Origin of the sequence: Corynebacterium xerosis NBRC 16721 = ATCC 373, from assembly GCF_001552415.1 — a bacterium.
GTDB classification, from domain to species: domain Bacteria; phylum Actinomycetota; class Actinomycetes; order Mycobacteriales; family Mycobacteriaceae; genus Corynebacterium; species Corynebacterium xerosis.
On the sequence record NZ_BCRD01000005.1, the window covers coordinates 24,130 to 45,872 of the forward strand.

20 protein-coding genes are annotated in these 21,743 nt (G+C 69.4%); 6 read left to right on the top strand and 14 right to left on the bottom strand.

The genetic code is table 11. The features are described 5' to 3' along the window. Positions 1–99 precede the first annotated feature (99 nt). From hemQ to hemE, 3 genes are all read right to left on the bottom strand, one after another. On the bottom strand, positions 100–804 hold the full coding sequence (gene hemQ / locus CX1_RS08880; RefSeq protein ID WP_046649802.1) for a hydrogen peroxide-dependent heme synthase: 705 nt from the start codon (positions 802–804) through the stop codon (positions 100–102). Positions 805–955: 151 nt separating this feature from the next. Then, entirely contained in the window at positions 956–2,401 is a 1,446-nt protein-coding gene (gene hemG / locus CX1_RS08885) for a protoporphyrinogen oxidase (RefSeq protein ID WP_052753074.1), read from the bottom strand. Beyond that, positions 2,398–3,495: a uroporphyrinogen decarboxylase gene (gene hemE, locus CX1_RS08890; RefSeq protein WP_060925546.1), complete on the bottom strand. Its 1,098-nt coding sequence runs from the start codon at positions 3,493–3,495 to the stop codon at positions 2,398–2,400. Before hemE ends, hemG begins: the two co-directional genes overlap by 4 nt. A 9-nt stretch (positions 3,496–3,504) precedes the next feature. On the opposite strand from hemE, the gene CX1_RS08895 reads away from it, so the two are divergent. Beyond that, on the top strand, positions 3,505–4,167 hold the full coding sequence (locus tag CX1_RS08895) for a DUF3000 domain-containing protein (RefSeq protein ID WP_082719259.1): 663 nt from the start codon (positions 3,505–3,507) through the stop codon (positions 4,165–4,167). Between the two features lie 94 nt (positions 4,168–4,261). Here the strand turns inward: CX1_RS08895 and CX1_RS08900 are convergent, their stop codons facing one another. The 4 genes from CX1_RS08900 to CX1_RS08915 form a co-directional block, all read right to left on the bottom strand. After that, positions 4,262–5,017: an iron ABC transporter ATP-binding protein gene (locus CX1_RS08900; protein ID WP_046649804.1), complete on the bottom strand. Its 756-nt coding sequence runs from the start codon at positions 5,015–5,017 to the stop codon at positions 4,262–4,264. After that, positions 5,014–6,156 carry an iron chelate uptake ABC transporter family permease subunit gene (locus tag CX1_RS08905; RefSeq protein ID WP_082719260.1) on the bottom strand — a complete coding sequence of 381 codons (1,143 nt, stop codon included), beginning with the start codon at positions 6,154–6,156 and terminating at the stop codon, positions 5,014–5,016. The genes CX1_RS08900 and CX1_RS08905 overlap by 4 nt, the downstream gene beginning before the upstream one ends. 26 nt (positions 6,157–6,182) lie before the next feature. Continuing rightward, on the bottom strand, positions 6,183–7,214 hold the full coding sequence (locus CX1_RS08910; protein ID WP_046649805.1) for an ABC transporter permease: 1,032 nt from the start codon (positions 7,212–7,214) through the stop codon (positions 6,183–6,185). Between the two features lie 146 nt (positions 7,215–7,360). Continuing rightward, a complete protein-coding gene (locus tag CX1_RS08915) occupies positions 7,361–8,359 on the bottom strand; it encodes a siderophore ABC transporter substrate-binding protein (RefSeq protein ID WP_244465414.1) in 999 nt (332 codons plus the stop codon). A 236-nt stretch (positions 8,360–8,595) separates the two neighbouring features. Here CX1_RS08915 and CX1_RS08920 point away from each other — a divergent pair, with 236 nt between their 5' ends. Next, positions 8,596–9,882 (top strand): HRDC domain-containing protein, encoded by a 1,287-nt coding sequence (locus tag CX1_RS08920; RefSeq protein WP_046649806.1) that lies wholly within the window; start codon positions 8,596–8,598, stop codon positions 9,880–9,882. 39 nt (positions 9,883–9,921) lie between these two features. On the opposite strand, the gene dxs is transcribed toward CX1_RS08920, so the two are convergent. The 4 genes from dxs to dut form a co-directional block, all read right to left on the bottom strand. Beyond that, positions 9,922–11,811 carry a 1-deoxy-D-xylulose-5-phosphate synthase gene (dxs, locus tag CX1_RS08925; protein ID WP_060925547.1) on the bottom strand — a complete coding sequence of 630 codons (1,890 nt, stop codon included), beginning with the start codon at positions 11,809–11,811 and terminating at the stop codon, positions 9,922–9,924. 125 nt (positions 11,812–11,936) lie between these two features. Continuing rightward, a complete protein-coding gene (locus tag CX1_RS08930) occupies positions 11,937–13,145 on the bottom strand; it encodes a class I SAM-dependent RNA methyltransferase (RefSeq protein ID WP_060925548.1) in 1,209 nt (402 codons plus the stop codon). Positions 13,146–13,208: 63 nt separating this feature from the next. After that, positions 13,209–13,967, bottom strand: a complete 759-nt coding sequence (locus tag CX1_RS08935; RefSeq protein ID WP_113569990.1) for a DUF3710 domain-containing protein — start codon at positions 13,965–13,967, stop codon at positions 13,209–13,211. Positions 13,968–14,133: 166 nt separating this feature from the next. Continuing rightward, entirely contained in the window at positions 14,134–14,580 is a 447-nt protein-coding gene (dut, locus tag CX1_RS08940) for a dUTP diphosphatase (RefSeq protein ID WP_046649859.1), read from the bottom strand. A 133-nt stretch (positions 14,581–14,713) separates the two neighbouring features. Here dut and CX1_RS08945 point away from each other — a divergent pair, with 133 nt between their 5' ends. After that, positions 14,714–15,226: a DUF3093 domain-containing protein gene (locus CX1_RS08945; RefSeq protein WP_046649808.1), complete on the top strand. Its 513-nt coding sequence runs from the start codon at positions 14,714–14,716 to the stop codon at positions 15,224–15,226. Between the two features lie 120 nt (positions 15,227–15,346). On the opposite strand, the gene CX1_RS08950 is transcribed toward CX1_RS08945, so the two are convergent. Continuing rightward, positions 15,347–15,643, bottom strand: coding sequence for a DUF4193 domain-containing protein (locus CX1_RS08950; protein ID WP_046649810.1), 297 nt, complete (start codon positions 15,641–15,643; stop codon positions 15,347–15,349). Between the two features lie 174 nt (positions 15,644–15,817). Between CX1_RS08950 and cei the strand changes: the two genes are divergently transcribed. Next, positions 15,818–16,414, top strand: coding sequence for an envelope integrity protein Cei (gene cei / locus CX1_RS08955; RefSeq protein ID WP_046649811.1), 597 nt, complete (start codon positions 15,818–15,820; stop codon positions 16,412–16,414). On the opposite strand, the gene CX1_RS08960 is transcribed toward cei, so the two are convergent. After that, positions 16,395–17,279 (bottom strand): inositol monophosphatase family protein, encoded by an 885-nt coding sequence (locus tag CX1_RS08960; RefSeq protein ID WP_060925549.1) that lies wholly within the window; start codon positions 17,277–17,279, stop codon positions 16,395–16,397. The genes cei and CX1_RS08960 overlap by 20 nt on opposite strands. Positions 17,280–17,314: 35 nt before the next feature. On the opposite strand from CX1_RS08960, the gene ppgK reads away from it, so the two are divergent. Both ppgK and CX1_RS08970 read left to right on the top strand, forming a co-directional pair. Further along, entirely contained in the window at positions 17,315–18,070 is a 756-nt protein-coding gene (gene ppgK / locus CX1_RS08965) for a polyphosphate--glucose phosphotransferase (protein ID WP_113569989.1), read from the top strand. Between the two features lie 300 nt (positions 18,071–18,370). Next, the gene (locus CX1_RS08970) at positions 18,371–19,915 is read left to right on the top strand and encodes an RNA polymerase sigma factor (protein WP_046649813.1); all 1,545 of its coding nucleotides are present in this window, start codon (positions 18,371–18,373) and stop codon (positions 19,913–19,915) included. Positions 19,916–20,073: 158 nt separating this feature from the next. Here the strand turns inward: CX1_RS08970 and CX1_RS08975 are convergent, their stop codons facing one another. Next, a complete protein-coding gene (locus tag CX1_RS08975) occupies positions 20,074–21,732 on the bottom strand; it encodes an SLC13 family permease (protein WP_046649815.1) in 1,659 nt (552 codons plus the stop codon). Positions 21,733–21,743 lie beyond the last annotated feature (11 nt).

A 21,743-nucleotide genomic window follows, 5' to 3' on the forward strand; every position in this document is an offset into this window, starting at 1 on the left:
TTTGCTTGACGACGGCCAGCGCCCCCGCAACCCGGTGACCGGGTCGCGGGGGCGCGGGTCGTCGTGAAGCAGGAGCAACGGCCTGCTGCCGCAGGAGTCTTACGGAAGCGCGTTGATGATCTCCGCGATGTCGTCGACGCGGCGGCCCGTGTGGAACGGGATCTCCTCGCGGACGTGCAGGCGGGCCTCGGTGTAGCGCATCTTCCACATCAGGTCGACGATGCGGTCGAGCTCCGGGCCCTCGAAGGCCAGGATCCACTCGTAGTCGCCCAGCGCGAAGGCCGGCACCGTGTTGGCGCGCACGTCCGGGTAGTCACGGCCGGCCTGGCCGTGCTCGGACAGGATGCGGCGGCGGTCGGCCGGCTCGAGCAGGTACCAGTCGTAGGAGCGCACGAACGGGTAGACGGCGACCCAGCGGCCCGGCTCCTCGCCCATGATGAACGACGGCAGGTGCGACTTGTTGAACTCCGCCGGGCGATGCAGCGCCGCGTTGGACCAGTGCGGGGTCGACGCGCGGCCCAGCGGGGTCTCGCGCAGGAACGCGTTGTAGAACGCCTGGACGTCCTCCATCTTTTCGGCGTGGACCCAGAACATGAAGTCGGCCTCGGCGCGCATGCCGGACACGTCGTAGAAACCGCGGACGATCAGGTCCGTGTCATCGCCGTCGTAGCGGGCGAGGAACTCGCGCGTAGCGGCGACCGCGGCGTCGCGGTCCTCGCCGAGCGCACCCGGCGTCACCTTGAAGGTGGACCACATGGTGTAGCGGATGGTGTCGTTGAGCTTCTTGTAGTCGAGCTTCGCCATGAAGTGGCACGTCTCCTTGAAGTCGATGACGCGGGCGTCGGATGTCCGCGTCGGGAAAGCGGGTGTCGGGAAAACAGGTGGTCCGACAGGGGTGCAGCTACGGAATACAGGCTACCCTCACCCGCGCTCGCGGCGCGGGTGAGGGCGTTTCTCAGGCCAAGTCGCCGATGATCTTCGCCGCCGCCGCCTTGGCGTCGGCGATGCACGCCGGAATGCCCGGGCCGCGATGCCAGGCGCCGGCGGCCGCCACGCGCGGGGCGACGTCGAGGGCGGCGTCGGCGAACCGCATCAGGTCGCCGTGGCCGGCGTCGTAGCGCGGAATCCCGCCCCACCAGCGCTGCACGACTACCTCGGTCGGCTGCGCGTCGAAACCGGTCAGGGACTTCAGGTCCGCCAGCGCCTTCGCCGTCAGCTCCTCGTCGGGCAGGTGGACCAGTTCATCGTCGCGGAATCGCCCGAAGGAACCGCGCACGACGGCTCCCCCGCGCTCCCCGAGATGCGGCCACTTGCGCGACGAGAAGGTGAAGGCCTTCGCATCGACGTCGGCGTCGGCGGCGATGAGGATGCCCGAATACTCCGGCAGACCCTCGTCCGTGTCGAAGCACATGGCCACCACGGCCGAGGACGCCAACTCGATGCCGCCGATGATGTCGGCGGCCTCCGGGGCGACGTTCGACAGCAGTGCGCCGGTCGTCGGCGCGGGGGCGGCGAGCACGACGGCGTCGGCGCGGATGACGCGGCCGTCGGACAAGGTCACGTCCTTGCCCGCGGTGCCGTCGGCGGCGTCGGCCACCGCGTCGACTCCCGTGCCCAGCTCCAACTCCGGCGCGGAGAGTTCCACCAACCGGTCGTAGACGGTGCGGTAGCCGGACCGGAACGTGCGGAAGATCGGCGCGGCGACGGTGCCGGAGGCCAGGCGGGCCTCGTTGGCCTCGCGGCGCTGGTCCAGAACGCGCTGGGCGGCGGCGGTGAGGCTGATCGGTTCGCCGGCGGCGGTCATGGTGTCCAGCATCGCCGCCAGCTGCGGCACGGTGGCCCGCAGACCGAGATCCCACGCAGAGCTGGAGTAGACGCCGCCGAGCAGCGGCGACACCAGATGGTCGACGACCTCCTCGCCGAAACGGGACTCCACCAGCTGGCCGAGGTTGACGTCGTCGCCCTGCACCCAGTGCATGGGCGCGGTCGACTGCGGATCGGCCTCGGCGTCGATGCGCGTGCACGTCGCCTCGGACAGCAGGCCGTGCAGGCCCTCGGAGGTGGCCGGCACGCCCATCACCGTGGTGCGCGGCATCGAACGCAGCTCGTCGGCCGCGAAAATCATCGACGGCAGTCCGGACGGCTCGACCAGCTCATCGGCCAGGCCCAGTTCGGTGAAGAAGTCCGTGGCGTCCTGGCGGAAGCCCAGGTACGCCTCGGCGCCGACCTCGATCGGGCCGCCGTCGACGTCGACCGTGCGCAGCTTGCCGCCGACGCGATCGGCCGGATCCGCGACGATGATGCGCGCGCCCGGGCCCAGCCCGCGGCGCAGTTGGTGCGCCGCGACCAGACCGGTGAGCCCGGCACCGGCGATGACGACGGTCAGGGGCGCGGCGCTCACAGTTCGTGCACCATCTTGACGGTGCGGGTGATGGCGTCGGCGTCGGTGTTCGGCGGCACGCCGTGGCCCAGGTTGAAGATGTGGCCGCGGGCGGTGCCGCGGTCGATGGCGCGGTCGGCCTCGCCGCAGATGCGGCGGACCTCCGCCTCGATGGCCGCGTCGCTGGCGAAGAACATCGCCGGGTCCAGGTTGCCCTGCAGGACGCGAGCGTGCTCGGCGCGGTCGCCGGCCGGGTCGGCGGCGGCCAGTGCACCGGAGATGCGGGCCGCGGCGTCGTCGAGCGGGACGCGCCAGTCGACGCCGACGACCTCGGGACCGGCCTCGGCCATGGCGCCGAGCAGCTCGCCGGTGCCCACGCCGAAGTGGATGCGCGGGACGCCCGCGTCGGCGACCTCGTCGAAGATCGCCTTCGAGTGCGGCAGGACGTGGCGGCGGTAATCGCGCTCGGTGAGGAAACCGGCCCACGAGTCGAACAGCTGCAGGGCGTCGATGCCGGCGTCGATCTGCGCGCGCAGGAAGCCGGTGACGATGGGCGTGATGCGGCGCATCAGCGTGTCCCACAGCTCCGGCTCGGAATGCATGAGCGCCTTGGTGCGCTCGTGGTTGCGCGACGGGCCGCCCTCGACCAGGTAGGACGCCAGCGTGAACGGGGCGCCGGCGAAGCCGATGAGCACCTGCTGGTCCGTCAGTTCGTCGAGGATCCGGGCGATGCCGTCGGCGACCGGCTTCAGGCTGTCCGGGTCCAGCTCGGGCAGGCGCTCGATGTCGGAGGCGGTGCGCAGCGGCTCCGCGACGACCGGGCCGCGGCCGGCGACGATGTCCAGGTCCACGCCGGCGGCCTTGACCGGCACGACGATGTCCGAGAACAGGATGGCCGCGTCGACGTCGTGGCGGCGCACCGGCTGCATGGTGATCTCCGCCAGCAGCTCCGGGTTGAAGCAGGAGTCGAGCATCCCGACGTCCTTGCGGATTTCTCGGTACTCGGGCAAAGAACGGCCGGCCTGGCGCATGAACCAGACGGGGCGGCGCGACGGCGTGCGCCCGGCGGCGGCCTCAAGGAACGGGGCGTCGGACAACTGGCGGCGATTAGACATGCCTCCATCATGCCCCATCCGGCATCGGCGACAACGCGGCCCCCTTGCGGCGCGCCTCCCCTATGCGGCGTGATCGCGCCGCTACATTCAAGCACCGTGACCGCCACCGAATCCGCTCCGCAGCCCTTCCGCGACGCCGTCGAGTCGATGCACGCCGCGCACGTGCGCGCCGAGATTTCGCTGAGCGACATCAGGCCCCCGCAGAAGCTGGCCCCGTTCAGCCACGCGGTGGGGTTGGAGGTGCTCCATCCGGAGACCGACATGGTGCCCGAGACCTCCGAGGGCGACGCCTTCGGCCGTCTGATCCTCCTCCACGACCCCCGCGCGGACGACACGTGGGACGGGACCATGCGCCTGGTCGCCTACATCCAGGCCGACATGGACGCCGACGTCGCCTCCGATCCCCTGCTGCCCCAGGTGGCGTGGCAGTGGCTGACGGAGGGTTTCGAGGATTGCGGCGCCGGCTGCAGCAACCTCGGCGGCACCGTGACCACCACCAATTCGGTGCGCTACGGCGAGATCGGCGGCCCGCCGGAGGCCTTCCAGCTGGAAATGCGCGCGTCGTGGACCGCGTCGGGCGACGACCTGTCCCCGCACGTCGAGGCTTTTTCCCGCGTTCTGGCCAACGTCGCGGGACTGCCGCCGGAGGGCGTGGCCCAGCTGGGGCGCTGACGTCCCGGCCGCCGGGCGTGCCCGGCCGAATGCAAAGGAACCGCTTGACGACGATCCGGGGGATCCGTCGTCAAGCGGTTCTTTCGTGAAAGCCCTAGTAGTAGACGGCCAAGCGACCGCGGGGACCGTCGACGACCTCGACCGGGGTGTCGAAGACCTCGGTGAGGATGTCGTCGCGCATGATCTCCTCCGGCGTGCCGAAGTGAACGATGCGGCCGTTCTTCGCCGCGCAGATCCGGTCGGCGTAATGGCCCGCGAAGTTGATGTCGTGCAGGACGATGACGACCGTGCGGCCCAGCTCCGTCGCCGCGCGGTGCAGGTGCTGCATCATCTGCACCGAGTGGCGCATGTCCAGGTTGTTCAGCGGCTCGTCGAGGAGGATGTAGTCGGTGTCCTGCGCGAGCACCATTGCCACGTACGCGCGCTGGCGCTGGCCGCCGGAGAGCTCGTCGAGGTAGCGGCCCTCCAGCTCCGTGAGGCCGAGGAAGTCGATGGAGCGGGTGATGATCTTCTCGTCCTCCGCCGTGATGCGGCCCTTGGAGTACGGGAAACGGCCGAAACCGACCAGCTGGCGCACCGTCAGGCGGGTGACGAAGTGGTTCTCCTGGCGCAGGATGGACACGATCTTGGCCAGGTCCGCCGACTTGGTCGACGTCACGTCGTAGCCCGCGACCTCGATGGTGCCCTCGTCCATGCCGACCAGACGGCCGATCATGGTCAGCAGGGTCGACTTGCCCGCGCCATTGGGGCCGACGAGGGCGGTGACTCCCCCGGCCGGGATCTCCAGATCCACGGGGCCGATGGAGACCTCGTCGTTGTAGTGCTTGGCGACGTTGGTCAGCGTGATCACAGGCGGCCCTTTCGGAGAATGTAGGCGAGGAAGAACGAGCCACCGACGACCTCGATGATGATGCCGACGGAGCCCTCCGCGTAGAAGAAGTTCTTCAGCACGAAGTAGGAACCCGACAGCACCACGAAGCCGACCAGCCAGGCCATCGGGAAGACGTGGCGGTGGTCGTAGGTGTCGGCGAGCTGGTACGCGATCATCGCGACGAGGAAGCCCAGGAAGGTCATCGGGCCGACCAGGGCGGTGGACACGGCCATGAGCATCGACACCATGATCAGGACGATGATGGTGTCCTTCTTGTGGTTGATGCCCAGGTTGGTGGCGGTTTCGCGGCCCAGGCCCAGGACGTTGAGCTTGGTGGAGCGCAGCCACAGGACGGTCCCCGCGAACGCGATGATCGGGAGGCTGACCAACAGGTAGTCGGTGTCGGCGTTGGCGATGGAGCCGATCAGGCGCGCGGTGAGCACGTCGAACTCGCTGGGAGTGAGCATGCGCTGCATGAACGTCGACAGCGCGCCCATGCCGCCGCCGAGGATGATGCCGACCAGCAGCATGATCTGCAGATTGCCGAAACGGCCGCCGAACAGCCAGCCGTAGAGGATGGCGGAGAAGACCACCATCACCGCGACCTGGCCCAGGAACTGCGGGGTGCCCGTGATCGCGGCGACGCCGGCGGCGCCGATGAAGAACACCGCGGCGGTCTGGATGACCACGTACAGGGACTCGAAGCCCATGATCGACGGCGTGAGGATGCGGTTGTGCGTCACCGTCTGGAACGCCACCGTGGCCGTGGCCTGGCAGAACGCGACGACCAGCATGACGGCGAGATTGCTCAGGCGCATCTCGGCGATGAGCCAGAAGCCGCGGGAGCCGAAGGGCATGGGGTTGCCCCAGGCGAGGTTGGCCGTCGCGAAGCCCAGCGCCAGGAGGGCCAAGACGCCGAAGATGATCCAGTAGCGCTTCCGGGCGCGCGGCGTCGGCAGCGGGCCGGTGCCGGGGCGGTCGGCGCTCTTCTTCGCCTCGTGGTCCTTCTCGGGCGCGGCGTCGGCGACGTCGAACTCGTCGATGCCGGCGACCTCCGAAAACTCGGCGAAGGCGTCCTCCGACAGCTCCGGGGTCGTGCGGTCGATCGCGGTGCTCATGGTTCGCTCCTCTCGGCTCCGGCGGTTCATGCGCGGCGGCGCTGGCGCAGCAGCAGGGTGATGAAGACCACGGCGCCGACGATCGCGAGAATCGTGGACACCGGGATCTCGAACGGGCGGATGATGATGCGGCTGATGATGTCGCAGACCGTGACCACCGAGATGCCCAGCAGGCACACCCACGGCAGGTTCGAGCGGAGGTCGTCGCCGCGGAACATGGACACGATGTTGGGGACGATGAGCCCGAGGAAGGGCAGGTTGCCGACGACGACCGTGACGATGCCCGTGGCGATGGCGATGAGGCCCGTGCCGATGAAGACGATGCGGCGGTAGTTGAGGCCGACGTTGGTGGCGATCTCCTCGCCCAGGCCGGCGACCGTGAAGCGGTCGGCGACGAAGAAGACGAGGACCACGACCACGGCGACGAGCCACAGCGGCTCGTACTGGCCCTTGAGCACCGAAGTGAACGATCCGGCGAACCAGATGCCCAGACTCTGCAGCATGTTCGTGGACAACGCGATGTAGCTCGACACGGCGCCGACGACGGCACCGAGCATCATGCCGACGATGGGGACGATGACCGACGATCGCAGGGTGACCCGGCGCAGGAACGCGAAGAACACCATGGTGCCCAGGAAGGCCGCGACGACGGCGGCGGTCATCTTCACCAGGATCGACGACTCGGGGGCGACGATCATCACCAGCAGCAGGCCCAGGCCCGCCCATTCGGTGGTGCCGGTGGTCGTCGGCTCGACGAAGCGGTTCTGCGTCAGCAGCTGCATCACCAGGCCGCACATCGCCATCGCGGCGCCGGCCAGCACCAGGGCGATGGTGCGGGGCACACGGGTGATGCCGAACATCTCGGCGCCGTCGTCGGTGCCGAAGATGTCGTAGACGCCGATGAACAGCGACGTGGCCACCAGGGCCGCCGTGACCAGGATGCCGATCAGCAGGGGCCATGTGAGAAGCCGACCCTTAGCCGCCGCGGGAGCGGCTGCGGGGTCGGCGCCGTTCCGCGCGTCGTGCGCGGCCGGCGGGTTCGTGCTCGGTGCGGTCATTCGGTTACGGCTCTCGGATTGCGGGGTAGGCACGGGATGTCTGCGGGCATCGCGTCACCGGACGTGACGTGGCCCCGCGGCGCCGTGGCGTCGCCGGGCCAGATCCGACCGATGGCGCGAACCGGGTGTGGTTCGCGCCGCGGGTGCTACTTCTTCTCCAGGGCGTCGGCCAGGGAGTTGAAGAACTCGGTGTAGGTTTGGATGCCCTCATCCACGTAAGTGTACTGCGGCATGTAGATGATGCGATCCTCGGTCACCGCGGTGACGTTCTTCAGCGCGGCGGAGTTGGCGATCAGCTCGTTGGCCGGGGTGTACTCCTCGCCGTTGTTCTCGGCGGTGGCGGCGTCGCGGTCCATGACGAGCATGATGTCCGGGTTGGAGTCCGCGATGGCCTCGACGGAGATGTCGTCGCCCTCGTGGTCGGTGGAGGCGTTCTCGACCTCCAGGGCCGGGGTCAGGCCGAGGATCTGGAAGATCGGGCCGAGGGAGCGGCCGGAGCCCGGGGCGGCGTAGTTGACGTTGCCGCCGGAGGTGATGACGCCCATGACCTTGTCCTGCTTGTCGTAGGCGGCCTTGGCGCGCTCGATCGACTTGTCGAAGTCCTCGATGAGCTTGTCGGCCTCGTCCTGCTTGCCGAACATCTCGCCCAGGGCGGTGGTCTGGCGGCGCAGCTCCTCGTCGAACGGCTTGTCCTCGCGCGGCGTCAGGTCGACGATGGCGGCCTCGGGGGCGAGCTTGGCGAAGTCCTCGCCGTACTGCGCGAAGCGCTGGCCGTTGATGATCAGGTCCGGCTCGACGGCGACGACGGCCTCCAGGTCGGGCTCGCGGTGCGTGCCCAGGTTCACGATGGAGTCGTTGGTCTTGTAGTCGAGGTTCGGCGGCATCAGGTTGACGGGCGCGGCCGCGAGCTCGATCCCCCAGTCCTCCAGGGTGCGGAAGACGCGGTTGTCGGTGGCGACGACGTTCTCGGCGGGGACGGTGACCGTCTGGGTGCCGAAGTTGTCCTCGATCTGCACGGTGGCGGTCTCGCCGTTGGCGGCGGCCTCGGTGCCGCCGTTCGAATCGTCGGAGCAGGCGACGAGGCCGAAGGTCAGCGCGGCGGCCGCGGCGACGGCCACGGTGCGGCGGCGAAGCGTGGTGATCAAGAAATTGACTCCTCGATGTTTCGGACGTCCTGCCGGCGTGAAGCGGGCCGCGTCCCCAATACGTCAGTGGGATGCCCGGAAGGAAACGAGCGCTTCCCTCTGGGGCTTAGGACACGCTAACACAACAAAGGCTGCCCCAACCTAATCTAATTTCGCGTGTCCCCGATCACCTCCCCCCATCCGATCCCCCGCGCGTCACGTGGGGCGCATTCACCAGCGGGGTTAAGCTCGTCCTCATGTGCGCAGCCCTGCTCTCGCCCCGCGGCGGAACCCCCGACGTCTTGGTCACCGCCGACGAGATCGCCGATGCGGGACGACTTCTGGCCTCGGGCAGCGGCCCGTTGGCCGTCGACACCGAACGGGCCTCCGCCTACCGCTACGACGACCGCGCGTTCCTGGTGCAGCTGCGCCGCGAGGGCGCCGGCACGATCCTCGTCGACCCCGAGACGATGCCCGGCGCCATCGCGGAGGCGGGCCTGGCCGACGCCCTCAACCCCCTCGACTGGGTCGTCCACGCCGCGGTGTCCGACCTCCCCTGTCTGGCCGACCTCGGGCTGTACCCCGGCAACCTGATGGACACCGAGATAGCCGGCCGCCTCCTCGGCCTGCCCAAGGTCAACCTCGCGGCCATGACCGAGGAGCTCCTCGGCGTGGCCCTGGCCAAGGGCCACGGTCGCGAGGATTGGTCGACGCGGCCGTTGCCCGCCGATTGGCTCGACTACGCCGCTTTGGACGTGGAACTTCTGGTGGAGCTTTCCGACGCCTTGAGCACCGCCCTCGCAGAACTCGACCGGATCGACTGGCTGCGCCAGGAATCCGAGGCGGTTCGTCTGGCCCACGCCCCCGGGACGCACGCCGCGGACGACGGCGAGAAATGGCGGTCGATGCGCGGCGTCGGCAAGCTGAAGCGGCCGGAGCAGCTGGTGGCGGGCCGTGAACTGTGGCTGGCGCGGGACCGGATGGCCCGCGAGCGCGACGTCTCCCCCGTGTCCGTCCTGCCCCACGACGTGCTGGCCCTGATCGCCGAAAAGCTGCCGCGCACCGAAAGCGAACTGACCGCCCTGAAGGGGTTCCCCCGCCGGCGGCGCGGCGCCGCGAAACTGTGGATGGGCGAGCTGCGGGCCGCGCTGGCGCTGCCGCGCGAGGAATGGCCGGCGCGCGAGCGCCCGAAGGGCAAGCCCCGCCCCCACCACCGCACCTGGGAAGAGCGCGCACCCGAGGCCGCGGCTGTCCTGGAGGCCCTGAAACACGGCCACGAGCTGCTGGCCGAGGACCTGGCGATCGCCCCCGAAACCCTGTTCCGCCCCTCGGATCTGCGCGAGGTGGCGTGGATCATGTCCGGTGCAGGCGGCGGCGCAGGAGGAAGTCGGGCCGGAAGCAGAGATGACGTGGCGGTACCGCGCACCGACGGCGAGGTCCGCGCCCTGCTGGCGAAGCTGGGGGCACGCCCGTGGCAGGTGGACGTCATGGCCGGCCTCGTGTCCGAGGCCGTCCTGCTGCCGCGCAGGCAGCCGCTGGGCTGAGCCCGGCCTGGCCCCTGACCGGTCTGGCCTGGTCCCTGACTAATCCCGGGCGAGGTCCGCCCACCACGCCGACACGTCGTCGGCGATGGCGCCGGCGGTCAGGCCGAGCTCATCGAGGATCTCGCCGCGCGAGGCGTGGTCCAGGAACTTCTGGGGCACCGCGAACTGGCGCATGGGCACGTCGATCGCCGACGCGCGCAGCACGTCGCCGAGCAGCGACCCGACGCCCGCGTGCACCACGCCGTCCTCCACGACGACGACCATGCCGTGGTTTTCGACCATGGCCACGATGTCGCCCGCAACGGGCACGACCCATCGCGGATCGACGACGGTGACGTCGACGCCCTCGTCCTCGAGGGTGCGGGCCGCCTCCAGGGAGGCGCCGGCGAAGGAACCGACCGCGACGATGAGCACGTCGCCGCCGTCCTCGCGGGAGCGGTGCAGCACGTCGACGCCGTCGGCGGTGCGCTCGACCGCCTCGATGTCGTCGACGATCCGGCCCTTGGGGAAACGCACCACGATCGGGCCGCCGGTGACGGCGACGGCCTCGCGCAGCTCCTCCACCAGACGAGCGCCGTCGCGGGGCGCCGCCACGCGGATGCCCGGGACGATGGACGTCAGCGCCATGTCCCACACGCCGTTGTGGCTGGCGCCGTCCGAGCCCGTGATGCCCGCGCGGTCGAGGACCAGCGTGACGGGCAGCTTCAACAGCGCCACGTCCATGAGCAGCTGGTCGAAGGCGCGGTTGAGGAACGTCGAGTAGATGGCCACGACCGGGTGCATCCCCGCCATGGCGAGACCGGAGGCGGACGTCAGCGCGTGCTGTTCGGCGATGCCGACGTCGAAGAATCGGTCCGGGTGGGCCTTGCCGAACTTCGCCAGACCGGTCGGGCCGGCCATGGCCGCGGTGATGGCGGCGATGTCGTCGCGCTCGTCGCCGAGCTTGACCAGCTCGTCGGAGAACACGGAGGTCCAGTCGCGGACGGGGCTCGACTTCGACTTGCCGGTGACCGGGTCGATCACGCCCGTGGCGTGCATCAGGTCCGCTTCGTTGGCCTCGGCGGGGGCGAAGCCGCGGCCCTTGTGCGTCTTCGCGTGGACGATGACGGGGCCACCGAACTCGCGGGCGTGGCGCAGCGCGTTCTCCAGCGACCGGATGTTGTGCCCGTCGACGGGGCCCATGTACTTCAGGCCCAGGTCCGAGAACATCTCGTGCGGCATGACGGTGGACTTCAGGCCCTCCTTCGCGCCGTAGACGATGCGCGTGAGGAAATCCCCGACCGGGCCCAGGCGCGCGAGGCCGGACTTGCCCTGCCGCATGACCATGTCATAGGCGGGCTGCAGGGCCAGCGCGGCCAGGTTCTCGGCCAGTCCGCCGATCGTCGGCGAGTAGCTGCGGCCGTTGTCGTTGACCACGATGACCACCGAGCGGTCCTTGCCGGCGGCGATGTTGTTGAGCGCCTCCCAGCACATGCCGCCGGTCAGGGCGCCGTCGCCGACGACGGCGACCACGTGGCGATGATGCTCGCCCCGGATGTCGAAGCCCTTGGCCAGGCCATCGGCGGTCGACAGTGCCGCGGAGGCGTGGGATGACTCGGTCCAGTCATGGGGGCTCTCGGCCCGGCACGGGTAGCCGGACAAGCCGTCCTTCTGGCGAAGGGAGTCGAAGTCGCCGGTGCGGCCGGTGAGCATCTTGTGCACGTAGGCCTGGTGCCCGGTGTCGAAGATGATCGGGTCGGTGGGCGAATCGAAGACGCGGTGCAGCGCCATGGTCAGTTCGACCACGCCGAGGTTCGGCCCCAAGTGGCCGCCGGTCGCGGAGACCTTCTCGACCAGGAAGTCCCGGATTTCCTTGGCCAGGTCATCGAGTTGCTCCGGGCGCAATGCGCGCACGTCGGCGGGTGAGGAGATCGATTCGAGGAGAGCCATGAACCTTGTACCCGTTCCTTTCACGTCTCGGCGGCCCGGCGAACTGTCCGGGTTGGTCATTCAATACTACGGTCGTTCACCTCGGGCTCGCGGGTAAGGCGACCCTCGCGAGTCGCCCGCCCGGGTCACTTCGAGGGGACCAGAACCGCGATGGTTTCCAGGTGGTGGGTGCCCGGGAACGCGTCGACGACCTCGAGGGAATCGATGCGGTACCCGTTGTCGGCCCAGGTCCGGGCGTCGCGGGCGAAGGTGGCGGGGTCGCAGCCGATGTGGACCACGCGGGAAGGGTGGGCCGCGGCGATCGCCCTGATGGTCTGGTCGCCGGCACCGGTGCGCGGAGGGTCGAGCACGACCAGATCCACCTTGTGCCCCAGCTTGCCGACGGCCGCCTCCACGCGGGAGGTGCGGAATTCCACGGGAAGGTCGGCCAGCGCCTCGCGCCCGACCGAGGCTGCGTCCGCGAACGTCTCGACGGACGTCACTTTGCCGTCGGGGCCGACGATGTCGGCGAGTGCCGCGGCGAAGACGCCGACGCCCCCGTAGAGGTCCCAGGCGCGACCGCCCGGCGTGGCCGGCAGCAGCTCGCCGATGCGGCGGACATAATGGTCGGCCGCGGCCCGGTGGGCCTGCCAGAAGCCGTCGACTGGCACGCGGAATTCCCGGCCGCCGGCGCGTTCCACGGCCACGGGGTCGCCCTCCACCTGGGTGACGCGGCGCTTGCGGCCCTTGCCGATGACGTGCAGCGCATGTCGCTTCCCATCGGCGTCGCGGACGACGTGGAGCTCTCCCCCGGCCGGCGCGGCACCCTCCTCGCCGAGGCCGTCCATCAGGCCGTCGACGTTCTGGGCGCAGGCCACGCCCGTCACCAGGTCGCGGGATTTGCGCATCCGCAGACCGGCGCGGCCGGCGTCGTCGACGCCGAGACGGATGCGGGTGCGCCAGCCGGTCGCCGGGGGCAGCGCCGTCATGGTGGGTTCCGGCAGCTCCGACGTGTCGAAGCGGCCGATGCGGCGCAGGCCGTCGAGAAGCACGTCCTTCTTCAATTCGACCGCGAAGGCCGGATCGACGAAGCCGAGGTCGCAGCACCCCGCGCCGGCCGCCGCCGCCTCGCACGCGGGCTCGATGCGGTGCGGAGAGGGTTCGAGGATCTCGGTGGCGACGCCCCTCCACAGCTTCGCGTCGGCGTCGTCGAGCGTGATGCGCACGCTTTCGCCGGGGATGGCGCCGCGGACGAGGATGACGCGCCCGTCGAGCAGCGCAATCGATTCACCGCCGTGCGCCGGCCGGTCGACGACCGCTTCGATGGTCGTGGGGTGGGTGGCCGGTGTGGTCATGCGGTGATCCTCCTGGATCTAGGTGAAACGGGGCGTGCGGGGTGGGCGCGGGGATGCGACCCGTTACTCCCCGGGGTTGCCCTGGGGCGCGGCGCCGCCCTGCGGCTGTGCCTGCCCCTGCTGGCCCTGCTGCTGTGCGGCGTAGGCCTGGCGGAGCTGCTCCGCCATGGCGACCGGCAGCGTCACCGGCAGCGGCTGGCCGGCGGGCATCGGGTTGTCGCCGCGGTTGACGAAGCAGCGCGCCATGATGCCGCGGCCGATCTCGGCGAGTTCATCGGCGGAAGCCGTGGGGCCGGACAGCGTCAGGCGCATCATCCAGCGCGGCCCATCGGCGCCGATGATCCTCATCTGCATGTCGTCGCGGACGCCCACGACCTCATCGCCCCACGGGCCATCCTCGAAACGCACCTCCAGCCCGTCCTTTTCCAGGCCCTCGGCGATCTCGCGGCCGGAGGTCCCCCACAGGCCGCCGGAGGTCGGAGCGGCAAAGGCGACCGGGGTGATGCGGCCGGCGGTGGTGACGACATGGAGCATCGTCGGGCCCTGCGGACCCATCTCCACCTGGATGTCGCCGACGTGGGGCACGGCCAGCAGAACCGAACCGAGGTTGACGCTGGCCTTGGCGAAGTCGGAGAAGTCGAACTCCTCCGGCTTGGCGTCGGCGATGTCGAAGGGGCCGAGTTCGAGCGGCTGGAGGCCGTCCTCGCGGACCTCGCCCACCGGGTTCACGGTGCCGCGGTCGACGGTCGCGGAATCGGCGGCGGCTGCGTCGTCGCGCTCCCGGTCATCGTTCTTCTTGTTGCCAAAGGGCCACATGGCCATGGTCTCCCTAATGTCGTCTGACAGTGTCGTCTGATCGTGTCGTCGATTATGGCGTTGTTTCGCGCACCATGCTTCAGCGTAACGGCTGCCGCGCGGCCGGGGCCCGGGATCGGCCCCGGGATCGGGGCAGGATCGGGGCAGGATCGGGGCCGGGTCCAGCTCCGATTCAGGCGCGCGGTGCGAAACCGCCGACGCCGGTGGAACCGTGCCCGCGGGCCCCGCGCTCGGTGTCGTCGAGCTCGTCGACGACGACGAACGGGCTGAGTTCGACCTTCTGCACCAGCAGCTGGGCGATGCGATCGCCCTTGGCGATGGTGATCGGCTCCCGCGGATCGAGGTTGATCAGGCTGACCTTGATCTCGCCCCGGTACCCCGCGTCGACGGTGCCGGGCGCGTTGACGATCGACAGTCCCGCGCGCGCCGCCAGGCCCGAACGGGGATGGACCAGACCCACCGTCCCGGCGGGCAGGGCGATGGCGATGCCGGTGCCGACCAGCGCCCTCTCGCCCGGTTCGAGCACCAGATCCTCGGCGGAGGACAAGTCCACGCCGGCGTCGTCGTGATGAGCCCGGACGGGGGCGACGGCATCGGCCGTCAACAGGCGCACGAGCACCGGGGGGAACCCGTGGTCCGGGCCGCCGTGGTCGCCGCTTCGTTTCTGATTTCGCTGCTGGTCGTCGTTCACGCCCCCAGACGATACGGCACCCCGATCGACTCCCGGACCACCCCGGGTAGGATGGGCACCCGTGAGCACCTCGAACAACAGCACCGCGACGGCCGCCGACGGCGACATCATCTACCGGGAACGTCTGTGGGTGCCCTGGTGGTACTGGGCCCTGGCCATTCCTGCGATCATCGTCTGCACCGCCCAGATCGCGTTCAACCGCAGCATCATCTGGCTGATCATCGGCGGGTCGATCATCACCCTCATCGGCCTATGGATCCTGGTCACTCTGTCGAAGACGAAGGTCTCGGTCGAGGTCGACGGATCCGGCGAACGCTGGCTGCATGCGGGCACGGCGGTGCTGCCGGCGTCGGTGGTGTCCAAGTCGCTGGTGGTCCCCGAGTCCGCGCACCGCAACGCCCTGGGCCGCCAGCTCGACCCCGCGGCGTTCCTGGTCACCCACAGCTGGGTGCGCACCATGGTGCTGCTGGTGCTGGATGATCCGGAGGACCCGACCCCTTATTGGCTGGTGTCCACGCGCAGGCCCGAAGAGCTTCTCGACGCCTTCCTGGGCAAGGACCGCCGAAGCGCCTGACGCGCCGGACGATCGCGCCCCTTGCACGACGACGCCCCGCACGACTGATCCAGCGGATCGGTCGTGCGAGGCGTCGTCGTCAAGCGAAGTCGCGTCGCGGCGGGACCCGACGGCTGCCTGCTACGCGCAGTCGCGGCAGATCGGGAAACCGTCGCCCGGGTCGTGCGCGAGCATCGAACGGTGCTGCACCAGGAAGCAGGAACCGCAGGTGAACTCGTCGTCCTGGCGCGGCACGACGGAAATTTCCAGCTCCTCGCCGGACAGGTCGGCACCGGGGAGCTCGTAGGGCTCCACGATCTCGCCGTCATCGTCATCGGCGATGCGGGCGTCGTCGCCGGCGGCCTGCAGGCCCTCGAGCGAGTCGGTGGCGATGTCCTCGTCCTCGCGGGTACGGGGCGAATCGTAATCGACAGCCATGTTCTAGGCCCTCCTCCAAAGGGGATCGCGGCACACCGTGTGTTGCACCGTGGTTCTTCGCGGATATTAGGTGAATTCTCAGAATCTGTCATATCCCCTGGTCAACACCGGAAAATCGGAGTTCTGCGACATCAAGTGAATGCCTTGCACTTGCGCCGGGTTAGCATTGGCCCCATGACGCACCGTCAGCCGGACCTCCCCGCGCCCCGCAGGTTCCTCCCCTACGGCATCATCGTCGCCGTCGTCGCGGTGGCCGCGGTCATCGCCTGGACCGTCGTTTTCACCCGGACGGTCGAGGCCACCAGCGTCGTGTGCGAACGCCCCGACGCCGGTGCCGTCGTCTCGGCGGCGGACCTGATCGGCGAGGCCCCCGCGGCGCCGCGCGACATCCCCGTGCGGGTGCTCAACGCCAACGGCGAGTCGGGGCAGGCGACGGAGGTGTCGGAGGGCCTGGTTTCCCTAGGCTTCGCGGCAGTGCCGGCGAACCCGGTGGGCAACGACCCGCTGTCCCCCGGGCTCGACCTGGATTGCTACGGCCAGCTGCGATTCGGCCCGGCGTTCACGGCCCACGCAGCCACGCTGCACGCGGTGTTCCCGTGCCTGGAACTCGTCCACGACGGCCGGGAGGACGGGTCCGTCGACGTCGCCCTGGGCACCGGCTTCCGGGGGCTCGACGATTCCGGCCCCGTGCGTTCGGCCATGGAGACCCTGCAGTCCGGCGAGGGCGTCGACGCCTCGACCCTGCAGTCGCTCAGCGGCCGCACCTGCTGATCGGCCCCAGCGCGCCGCGCGCGTCCAGCGCCCCGAAGAATTCCTCCGCGACGGTCGGCGCGGATGCCGCGACCAGTTCGCCGTCCGCGGATGCGGCTTCCGGATCCGGGAGCTTCACGACGGCGCCCGCCTCCCCCGCGATCAACGCGCCCGCAGCCCAATCCCACAGGTTGAGGCCGTGCTCGAAGTAGCAGTCCACCGCACCGGCGGCGAGCAGGCAGAGGTCCAGGGCCGCGGAGCCGATGCGGCGGATGTCGCGGACGTCGCCGAGCAAATCGGCGACCAGCCTGCCCTGCGTCGCCCTGCGCGTCGAGTCGTAGCCGAATCCCGTGGCGACGAGCGAGACTCCCAGGTCATCGGGCGCGGAGCAGCGCAGGGTTTCCTCCCGCCCGTCCACGGTGCGCACGACGGCGCCCGCGCCGAGGCCGGCATGGAAAACGCGGCCGCCGGCGACGTCGGCGACGGCACCCGCGACGATGCGGCCGTCGACCTCGCACGCCACGCTCACCCCGTATGCGGGGATGCCGTAGAGGAAATTGACGGTTCCGTCGATGGGGTCGACGATCCAGCGGACGCCGCCGGGCACGGCCGCGGCACCGCCGTCTTCTTCGCCGAAGACCGCGTCACCCGGCCGCAGGGAGGCCACCAGGCGGCGGATCAGCGCCTCCGATTCGCGGTCGACGACGGTGACCGGGTCGACGCGGCTGGATTTGACGCCGGTGCCCTCCGCTCGACCGCCGCCGACGCCCAACTCGAGGCGGCGGGCGCGGATGTGGTCGGCGGCCGCGGAGGCCAAAAGGACCGACATGGAGCGGAGATCGTCGATGTCGCGGGTGAAGGCGGGTTCGGCGGCGTTGTCGTTCATGGGGCCATTGTCCCCCTTTTCGTATGATCGGCCATATGGCAGACAACATCGGTTTTGGCGTGGACGTGGGCGGTTCCGGCATCAAGGGAGGAGTCGTCGACCTGGATACCGGGGAGTTGGTCGGCGAGCGGATCAAGATCCTGACGCCGCAGCCGGCGACGCCGGACGCGGTGGCGGAGACCATCGCGGAGATCGTGCGGATCGCCGAGTGGACCGGGCCGGTGGGCGTGACCCTGCCGTCGGTGGTGCGCGATCAGACGGCGCTGCTGGCCGCGAACATCGATCCCTCGTGGGTCGACATGGATTGCCGCGAGCTGTTCGGCCGCCACCTTCCCGACAATCGGGTGCACGTGCTCAACGACGCCGATGCCGCAGGTCTGGCGGAGGCCCGTTTCGGCGACGCCCACGCCCGACAGGGGTCGGTCGTGCTGTTGACGTTCGGCACGGGCATCGGGTCGGCCCTGCTTCACGACGGCCTGCTGTACCCCAACTCCGAGCTGGGTCATTTGATCATCGACGGCGAGGAGGCCGAGCACATCGCTTCCGCGGCGGTGAAGGAGCGCGAGGATCTGTCGTACAAGAAGTGGACGAAGCGGGTCTCGAAGGTGCTGCGGACGTACGAGGCGCTGTTTTGGCCGACGTTGTTCGTCGTCGGCGGCGGCATCAGCCGCAAGCACGAGAAGTGGGTGCCGCTGTTGGATTGCAAGACGCCGGTGGTTCCGGCGAAGTTGCACAACAACGCCGGTATCGCGGGTGCGGCGTTGGCCGCCGAGCAGGGGCTGCTGCCCTGATTCGCGGGAACCCGGCGCAACCCTCGCACGGGGGCGCGCCGGGGTCCCTGTCCTCTTTGGGTTACACTGGGGAGTTGATTCACGGACGGTTGAACATGACGAAGCCGGGGCGGCGCGACCGAACCCCGCGATACGGCAGCCGAGATCCGTGGCACGAAACATCGACATTGCAGGCATTTGGCCGGCGGTGGCGCTCTTGAGGCGTCCCGTCCCCCGTTTACCCGGACCGGGTTTTCGGGGCCGCGCACCGGTTCACCCCGGCACGCCGGCGGCAATCGACATCATCGTGAAAGGGCTTTCGTGACAGCCAACGAATCTGAACAGCCGGACGGTCAGGGCACCGCGGGCGGCGCAGCCGACTCGCCGACCCCGGCCAAGAAGGCCGTGAAGAAGGCGATCAAGAAGGCCGTTAAGAAGACGGCGGCCAAGAAGACCGTGGCCAAGAAGGCGGCGCCGGCGAAGTCCGCTGCGCCCGATTCGGCTGCTCCGGCGGAGTCGGCTGGTTCGGTTGCCGGTGCGGAGGTCCCGGCCGAGGCTCCGGAGGTGAAGGCCGCGCCGGCGAAGAAGGCCGCGGCAAAGAGGACCGCCGCAAAGAAGACCGTCAAGAAGGCGGCGGCGAAGAAGACGGCCGCCAAGAAGACGACGGCCCGCAAGACCACCGCGAAGAAGACCGCCGCAAAGAAGACGGCCGCGAAGGCGACCAGCGCGAAGGCGAAGGACGCGCAGGCTGCGGAGGGTGCCGAGGACGAGGAAATCGAGGACGACTCGGACCTCGCGATCGACGGAGATTTCGACCCGGAGCTCGATGAGGGCGTCACCGCTTCCGATGATGAGGAAGAGGAAGAGGCCGACACCGTCGACGAGGTGTGGAACGAGGACGAGTCCGCGGCTCTGCGCCAGGCCCGCAAGGATGCGGAGCTCACCGCCTCGGCCGACTCGGTCCGCGCCTACCTCAAGCAGATCGGCAAGGTCGCGCTGCTGACCGCCGAGGAGGAAGTGTCGCTGGCCAAGCGCATCGAGGCCGGCCTGTACGCGCAGTACAAGATCGACATGGCCAAGGAGGCCGGCGAGCGTCTGGCCCATGCCCAGCGCCGCGACCTGCGCGAGATTTCCCGTGATGGCCAGCGCGCGAAGAATCATCTGCTCGAGGCGAACCTGCGACTGGTGGTGTCGCTGGCCAAGCGCTACACCGGCCGTGGCATGGCGTTCCTGGATTTGATCCAGGAGGGCAACCTGGGTCTGATTCGCGCGGTGGAGAAGTTCGACTACTCCAAGGGCTACAAGTTCTCGACGTACGCGACGTGGTGGATCCGTCAGGCCGTCACCCGCGCGATGGCCGATCAGGCCCGCACCATCCGCATTCCGGTGCACATGGTCGAGGTCATCAACAAGCTCGGCCGCATTCAGCGTGAGCTGCTCCAGGATCTGGGCCGCGAGCCCACTCCGGAGGAGCTGGCCCGCGAGATGGACATCACCGAGGAGAAGGTGCTGGAGATCCAGCAGTACGCCCGTGAGCCCATCTCCCTGGACCAGACGATCGGCGATGAGGGCGACAGCCAGCTCGGCGACTTCATCGAGGACTCGGAGGCCGTCATCGCCGTGGATGCGGTGAGCTTCACGCTGCTGCAGGATCAGCTCGGCGATGTGCTCGAGACGCTGTCGGAGCGCGAAGCCGGCGTGGTCCGCCTGCGTTTCGGCCTGACCGACGGCATGCCCCGCACGCTCGACGAGATCGGCCAGGTCTACGGCGTCACGCGCGAGCGTATCCGCCAGATCGAGTCGAAGACGATGTCGAAGCTGCGCCACCCGTCGCGTTCGCAGGTTCTGCGCGACTACTTGGAGTAGGGCCGCTTGACGACGGATACCGGGCCGTCCCCGCACCGCACTTGGTGAGGGGGCGGCCTTTTCCCATTCCCCACGCGGACATGAAAAAGGGGCGGCACACCGGACAATCGGTGCGCCGCCCCGTCGTCGAGCCAAAGGCCCCGGGGAAACTCCGCGACCTAGTAGACGACTCCGAAGACCCAGCCGAGCAGCGTCATCGACGCGGCCGAAATCACGACCAGCGCCACGATGTTCAGCCAGATGCCGGCGCGCACCATGTTGCCCATGGACACGTAACCCGAGCCGTAGGCGATGGCGTTGGGCGGGGTGGCCACGGGCATCATGAACGCCGACGTCGCGGCCAACGCGACCGGCACGGCCAGCAGCATCTGGTCCATGCCCAGGCCGATGGCCATGGCGCCGACCAGCGGCAGGAACGTCGCCGCGGTGGCGGTGTTGGAGGTGAATTCGGTCAGCACCAGCACCACCAGCGCGACCACGACCACCAACAGCACCAACGGCAGGAAGCCGAGGCCGGACAGCTGCTCGCCGATCCAGTCGGACAGGCCGGATTCGGTGAACTGCGTCGACAGCGCCAGGCCACCGCCGAAGAGCAGGAGCACGCCCCACGGCAGCTCGAGCGCGTCTTCCCAGCGCATGAGCTTCACGCCGTCGGGCCCGCCGGGGATCAGGAACATGGCGATGCCCACCGCCATGGCGATGACGGCGTCGGCGATCATCGTTTCCGGCCAGAACACCGGCACGAACACCCAGGAAAGCGCGGCGATGACGAACACCGCGAGCACGCGGATCTCGCCGGCCGACATGGGGCCGAGCTTGCGCAGCTCCTGCCGCATCAGGTCGCGGCCGCCGGGGATGTGGTCGATTTCGGGCTTGAACAGCACGTTGGTCAGCAGGAACCATGCCGCGGCCATGAGGATCACGGCCACGGGCACGCCGACGAGCATCCACTGGCCGAAGCCGATGTTGACGCCCTGCTCGGCCATGTACGCCGCCAGCATCGCGTTCGGCGGCGTGCCGATGATCGTGCCCAGCGAGCCGATCGACGCCGCGTAGGCGATGCCGAGCATAAGCGCGATGCCGAAGTTCGACTTCGGTTCGACGTCGGTGGAGTGCTCGTAGCCCTTCTCCCCGTCGGCGTCCTCGGCCGCGGCGGCATCGGATTCGGCGTCGAGCATCTCGGCGGCGCCGTCGGAAAGCTCTTCGCTTGACGACGCCCCGGCCTTCCCCGCCTTCGCCTCGTCGCGAAGCATGCCGACGATCAGCGACAGGACCGAGACGCCGATGGGCAGCATCATGACGGCGGTGGCGGTGTTGGACACCCACATGGACAGGAAGCCGGTGGCGATCATGAACCCGAGGACCAGCATCTTCGGCGACGACCCCATGGCCACCAGCACCCACAGCGCGACGCGCCGGTGCAGGTTCCACCGCTGCATGCCCAGAGCCAGCAGGAATCCGCCCATGAACAGGAAGATCGTCGGCGCGGTGTATTGGCCGGAGAAGTCGCCGATCTCCGCGATGCCCAGCGCCGGGAACAGCACCAGCGGCAGCAGGGCGGTCACGGAGATCGGGATCGCCTCCGACATCCACCATGCGGCCATGAGCACGGCGATGGCCGCCGTGCCGCGCAGCATGTGGTCGAGGTCGGACGGCATGAAGAAGTACACCGCCAGCGCCAGGACGATGCCGGTGATCAGGCCGAAGCGCCTGCGGAACAGTTCGCGGGGGCCAATGCCCCGGTCCTTCTGGCCCGGCGACGGTTCCGCCGCCGCGCCTCCCGTGGTTTTCGCCGTCGTGGCGTTCTTCGTCGACATTGCGGTCGGCG

What these genes read in the sequence shown, in the direction of transcription:
- hemQ (WP_046649802.1), bottom strand. Translation starts at nt 804, where the DNA reads ATGGCGAAGCTCGACTACAAGAAGCTCAACGACACCATCCGCTACACC.
- hemE (WP_060925546.1), bottom strand. Translation starts at nt 3,495, where the DNA reads ATGTCTAATCGCCGCCAGTTGTCCGACGCCCCGTTCCTTGAGGCCGCC.
- CX1_RS08895 (WP_082719259.1), top strand. Translation starts at nt 3,505, where the DNA reads ATGCCCCATCCGGCATCGGCGACAACGCGGCCCCCTTGCGGCGCGCCT.
- CX1_RS08905 (WP_082719260.1), bottom strand. Translation starts at nt 6,156, where the DNA reads ATGAGCACCGCGATCGACCGCACGACCCCGGAGCTGTCGGAGGACGCC.
- CX1_RS08910 (WP_046649805.1), bottom strand. Translation starts at nt 7,214, where the DNA reads ATGACCGCACCGAGCACGAACCCGCCGGCCGCGCACGACGCGCGGAAC.
- CX1_RS08920 (WP_046649806.1), top strand. Translation starts at nt 8,596, where the DNA reads ATGTGCGCAGCCCTGCTCTCGCCCCGCGGCGGAACCCCCGACGTCTTG.
- dxs (WP_060925547.1), bottom strand. Translation starts at nt 11,811, where the DNA reads ATGGCTCTCCTCGAATCGATCTCCTCACCCGCCGACGTGCGCGCATTG.
- CX1_RS08930 (WP_060925548.1), bottom strand. Translation starts at nt 13,145, where the DNA reads ATGACCACACCGGCCACCCACCCCACGACCATCGAAGCGGTCGTCGAC.
- CX1_RS08935 (WP_113569990.1), bottom strand. Translation starts at nt 13,967, where the DNA reads ATGGCCATGTGGCCCTTTGGCAACAAGAAGAACGATGACCGGGAGCGC.
- CX1_RS08950 (WP_046649810.1), bottom strand. Translation starts at nt 15,643, where the DNA reads ATGGCTGTCGATTACGATTCGCCCCGTACCCGCGAGGACGAGGACATC.
- cei (WP_046649811.1), top strand. Translation starts at nt 15,818, where the DNA reads ATGACGCACCGTCAGCCGGACCTCCCCGCGCCCCGCAGGTTCCTCCCC.
- CX1_RS08960 (WP_060925549.1), bottom strand. Translation starts at nt 17,279, where the DNA reads ATGAACGACAACGCCGCCGAACCCGCCTTCACCCGCGACATCGACGAT.
- ppgK (WP_113569989.1), top strand. Translation starts at nt 17,315, where the DNA reads ATGGCAGACAACATCGGTTTTGGCGTGGACGTGGGCGGTTCCGGCATC.
- CX1_RS08975 (WP_046649815.1), bottom strand. Translation starts at nt 21,732, where the DNA reads ATGTCGACGAAGAACGCCACGACGGCGAAAACCACGGGAGGCGCGGCG.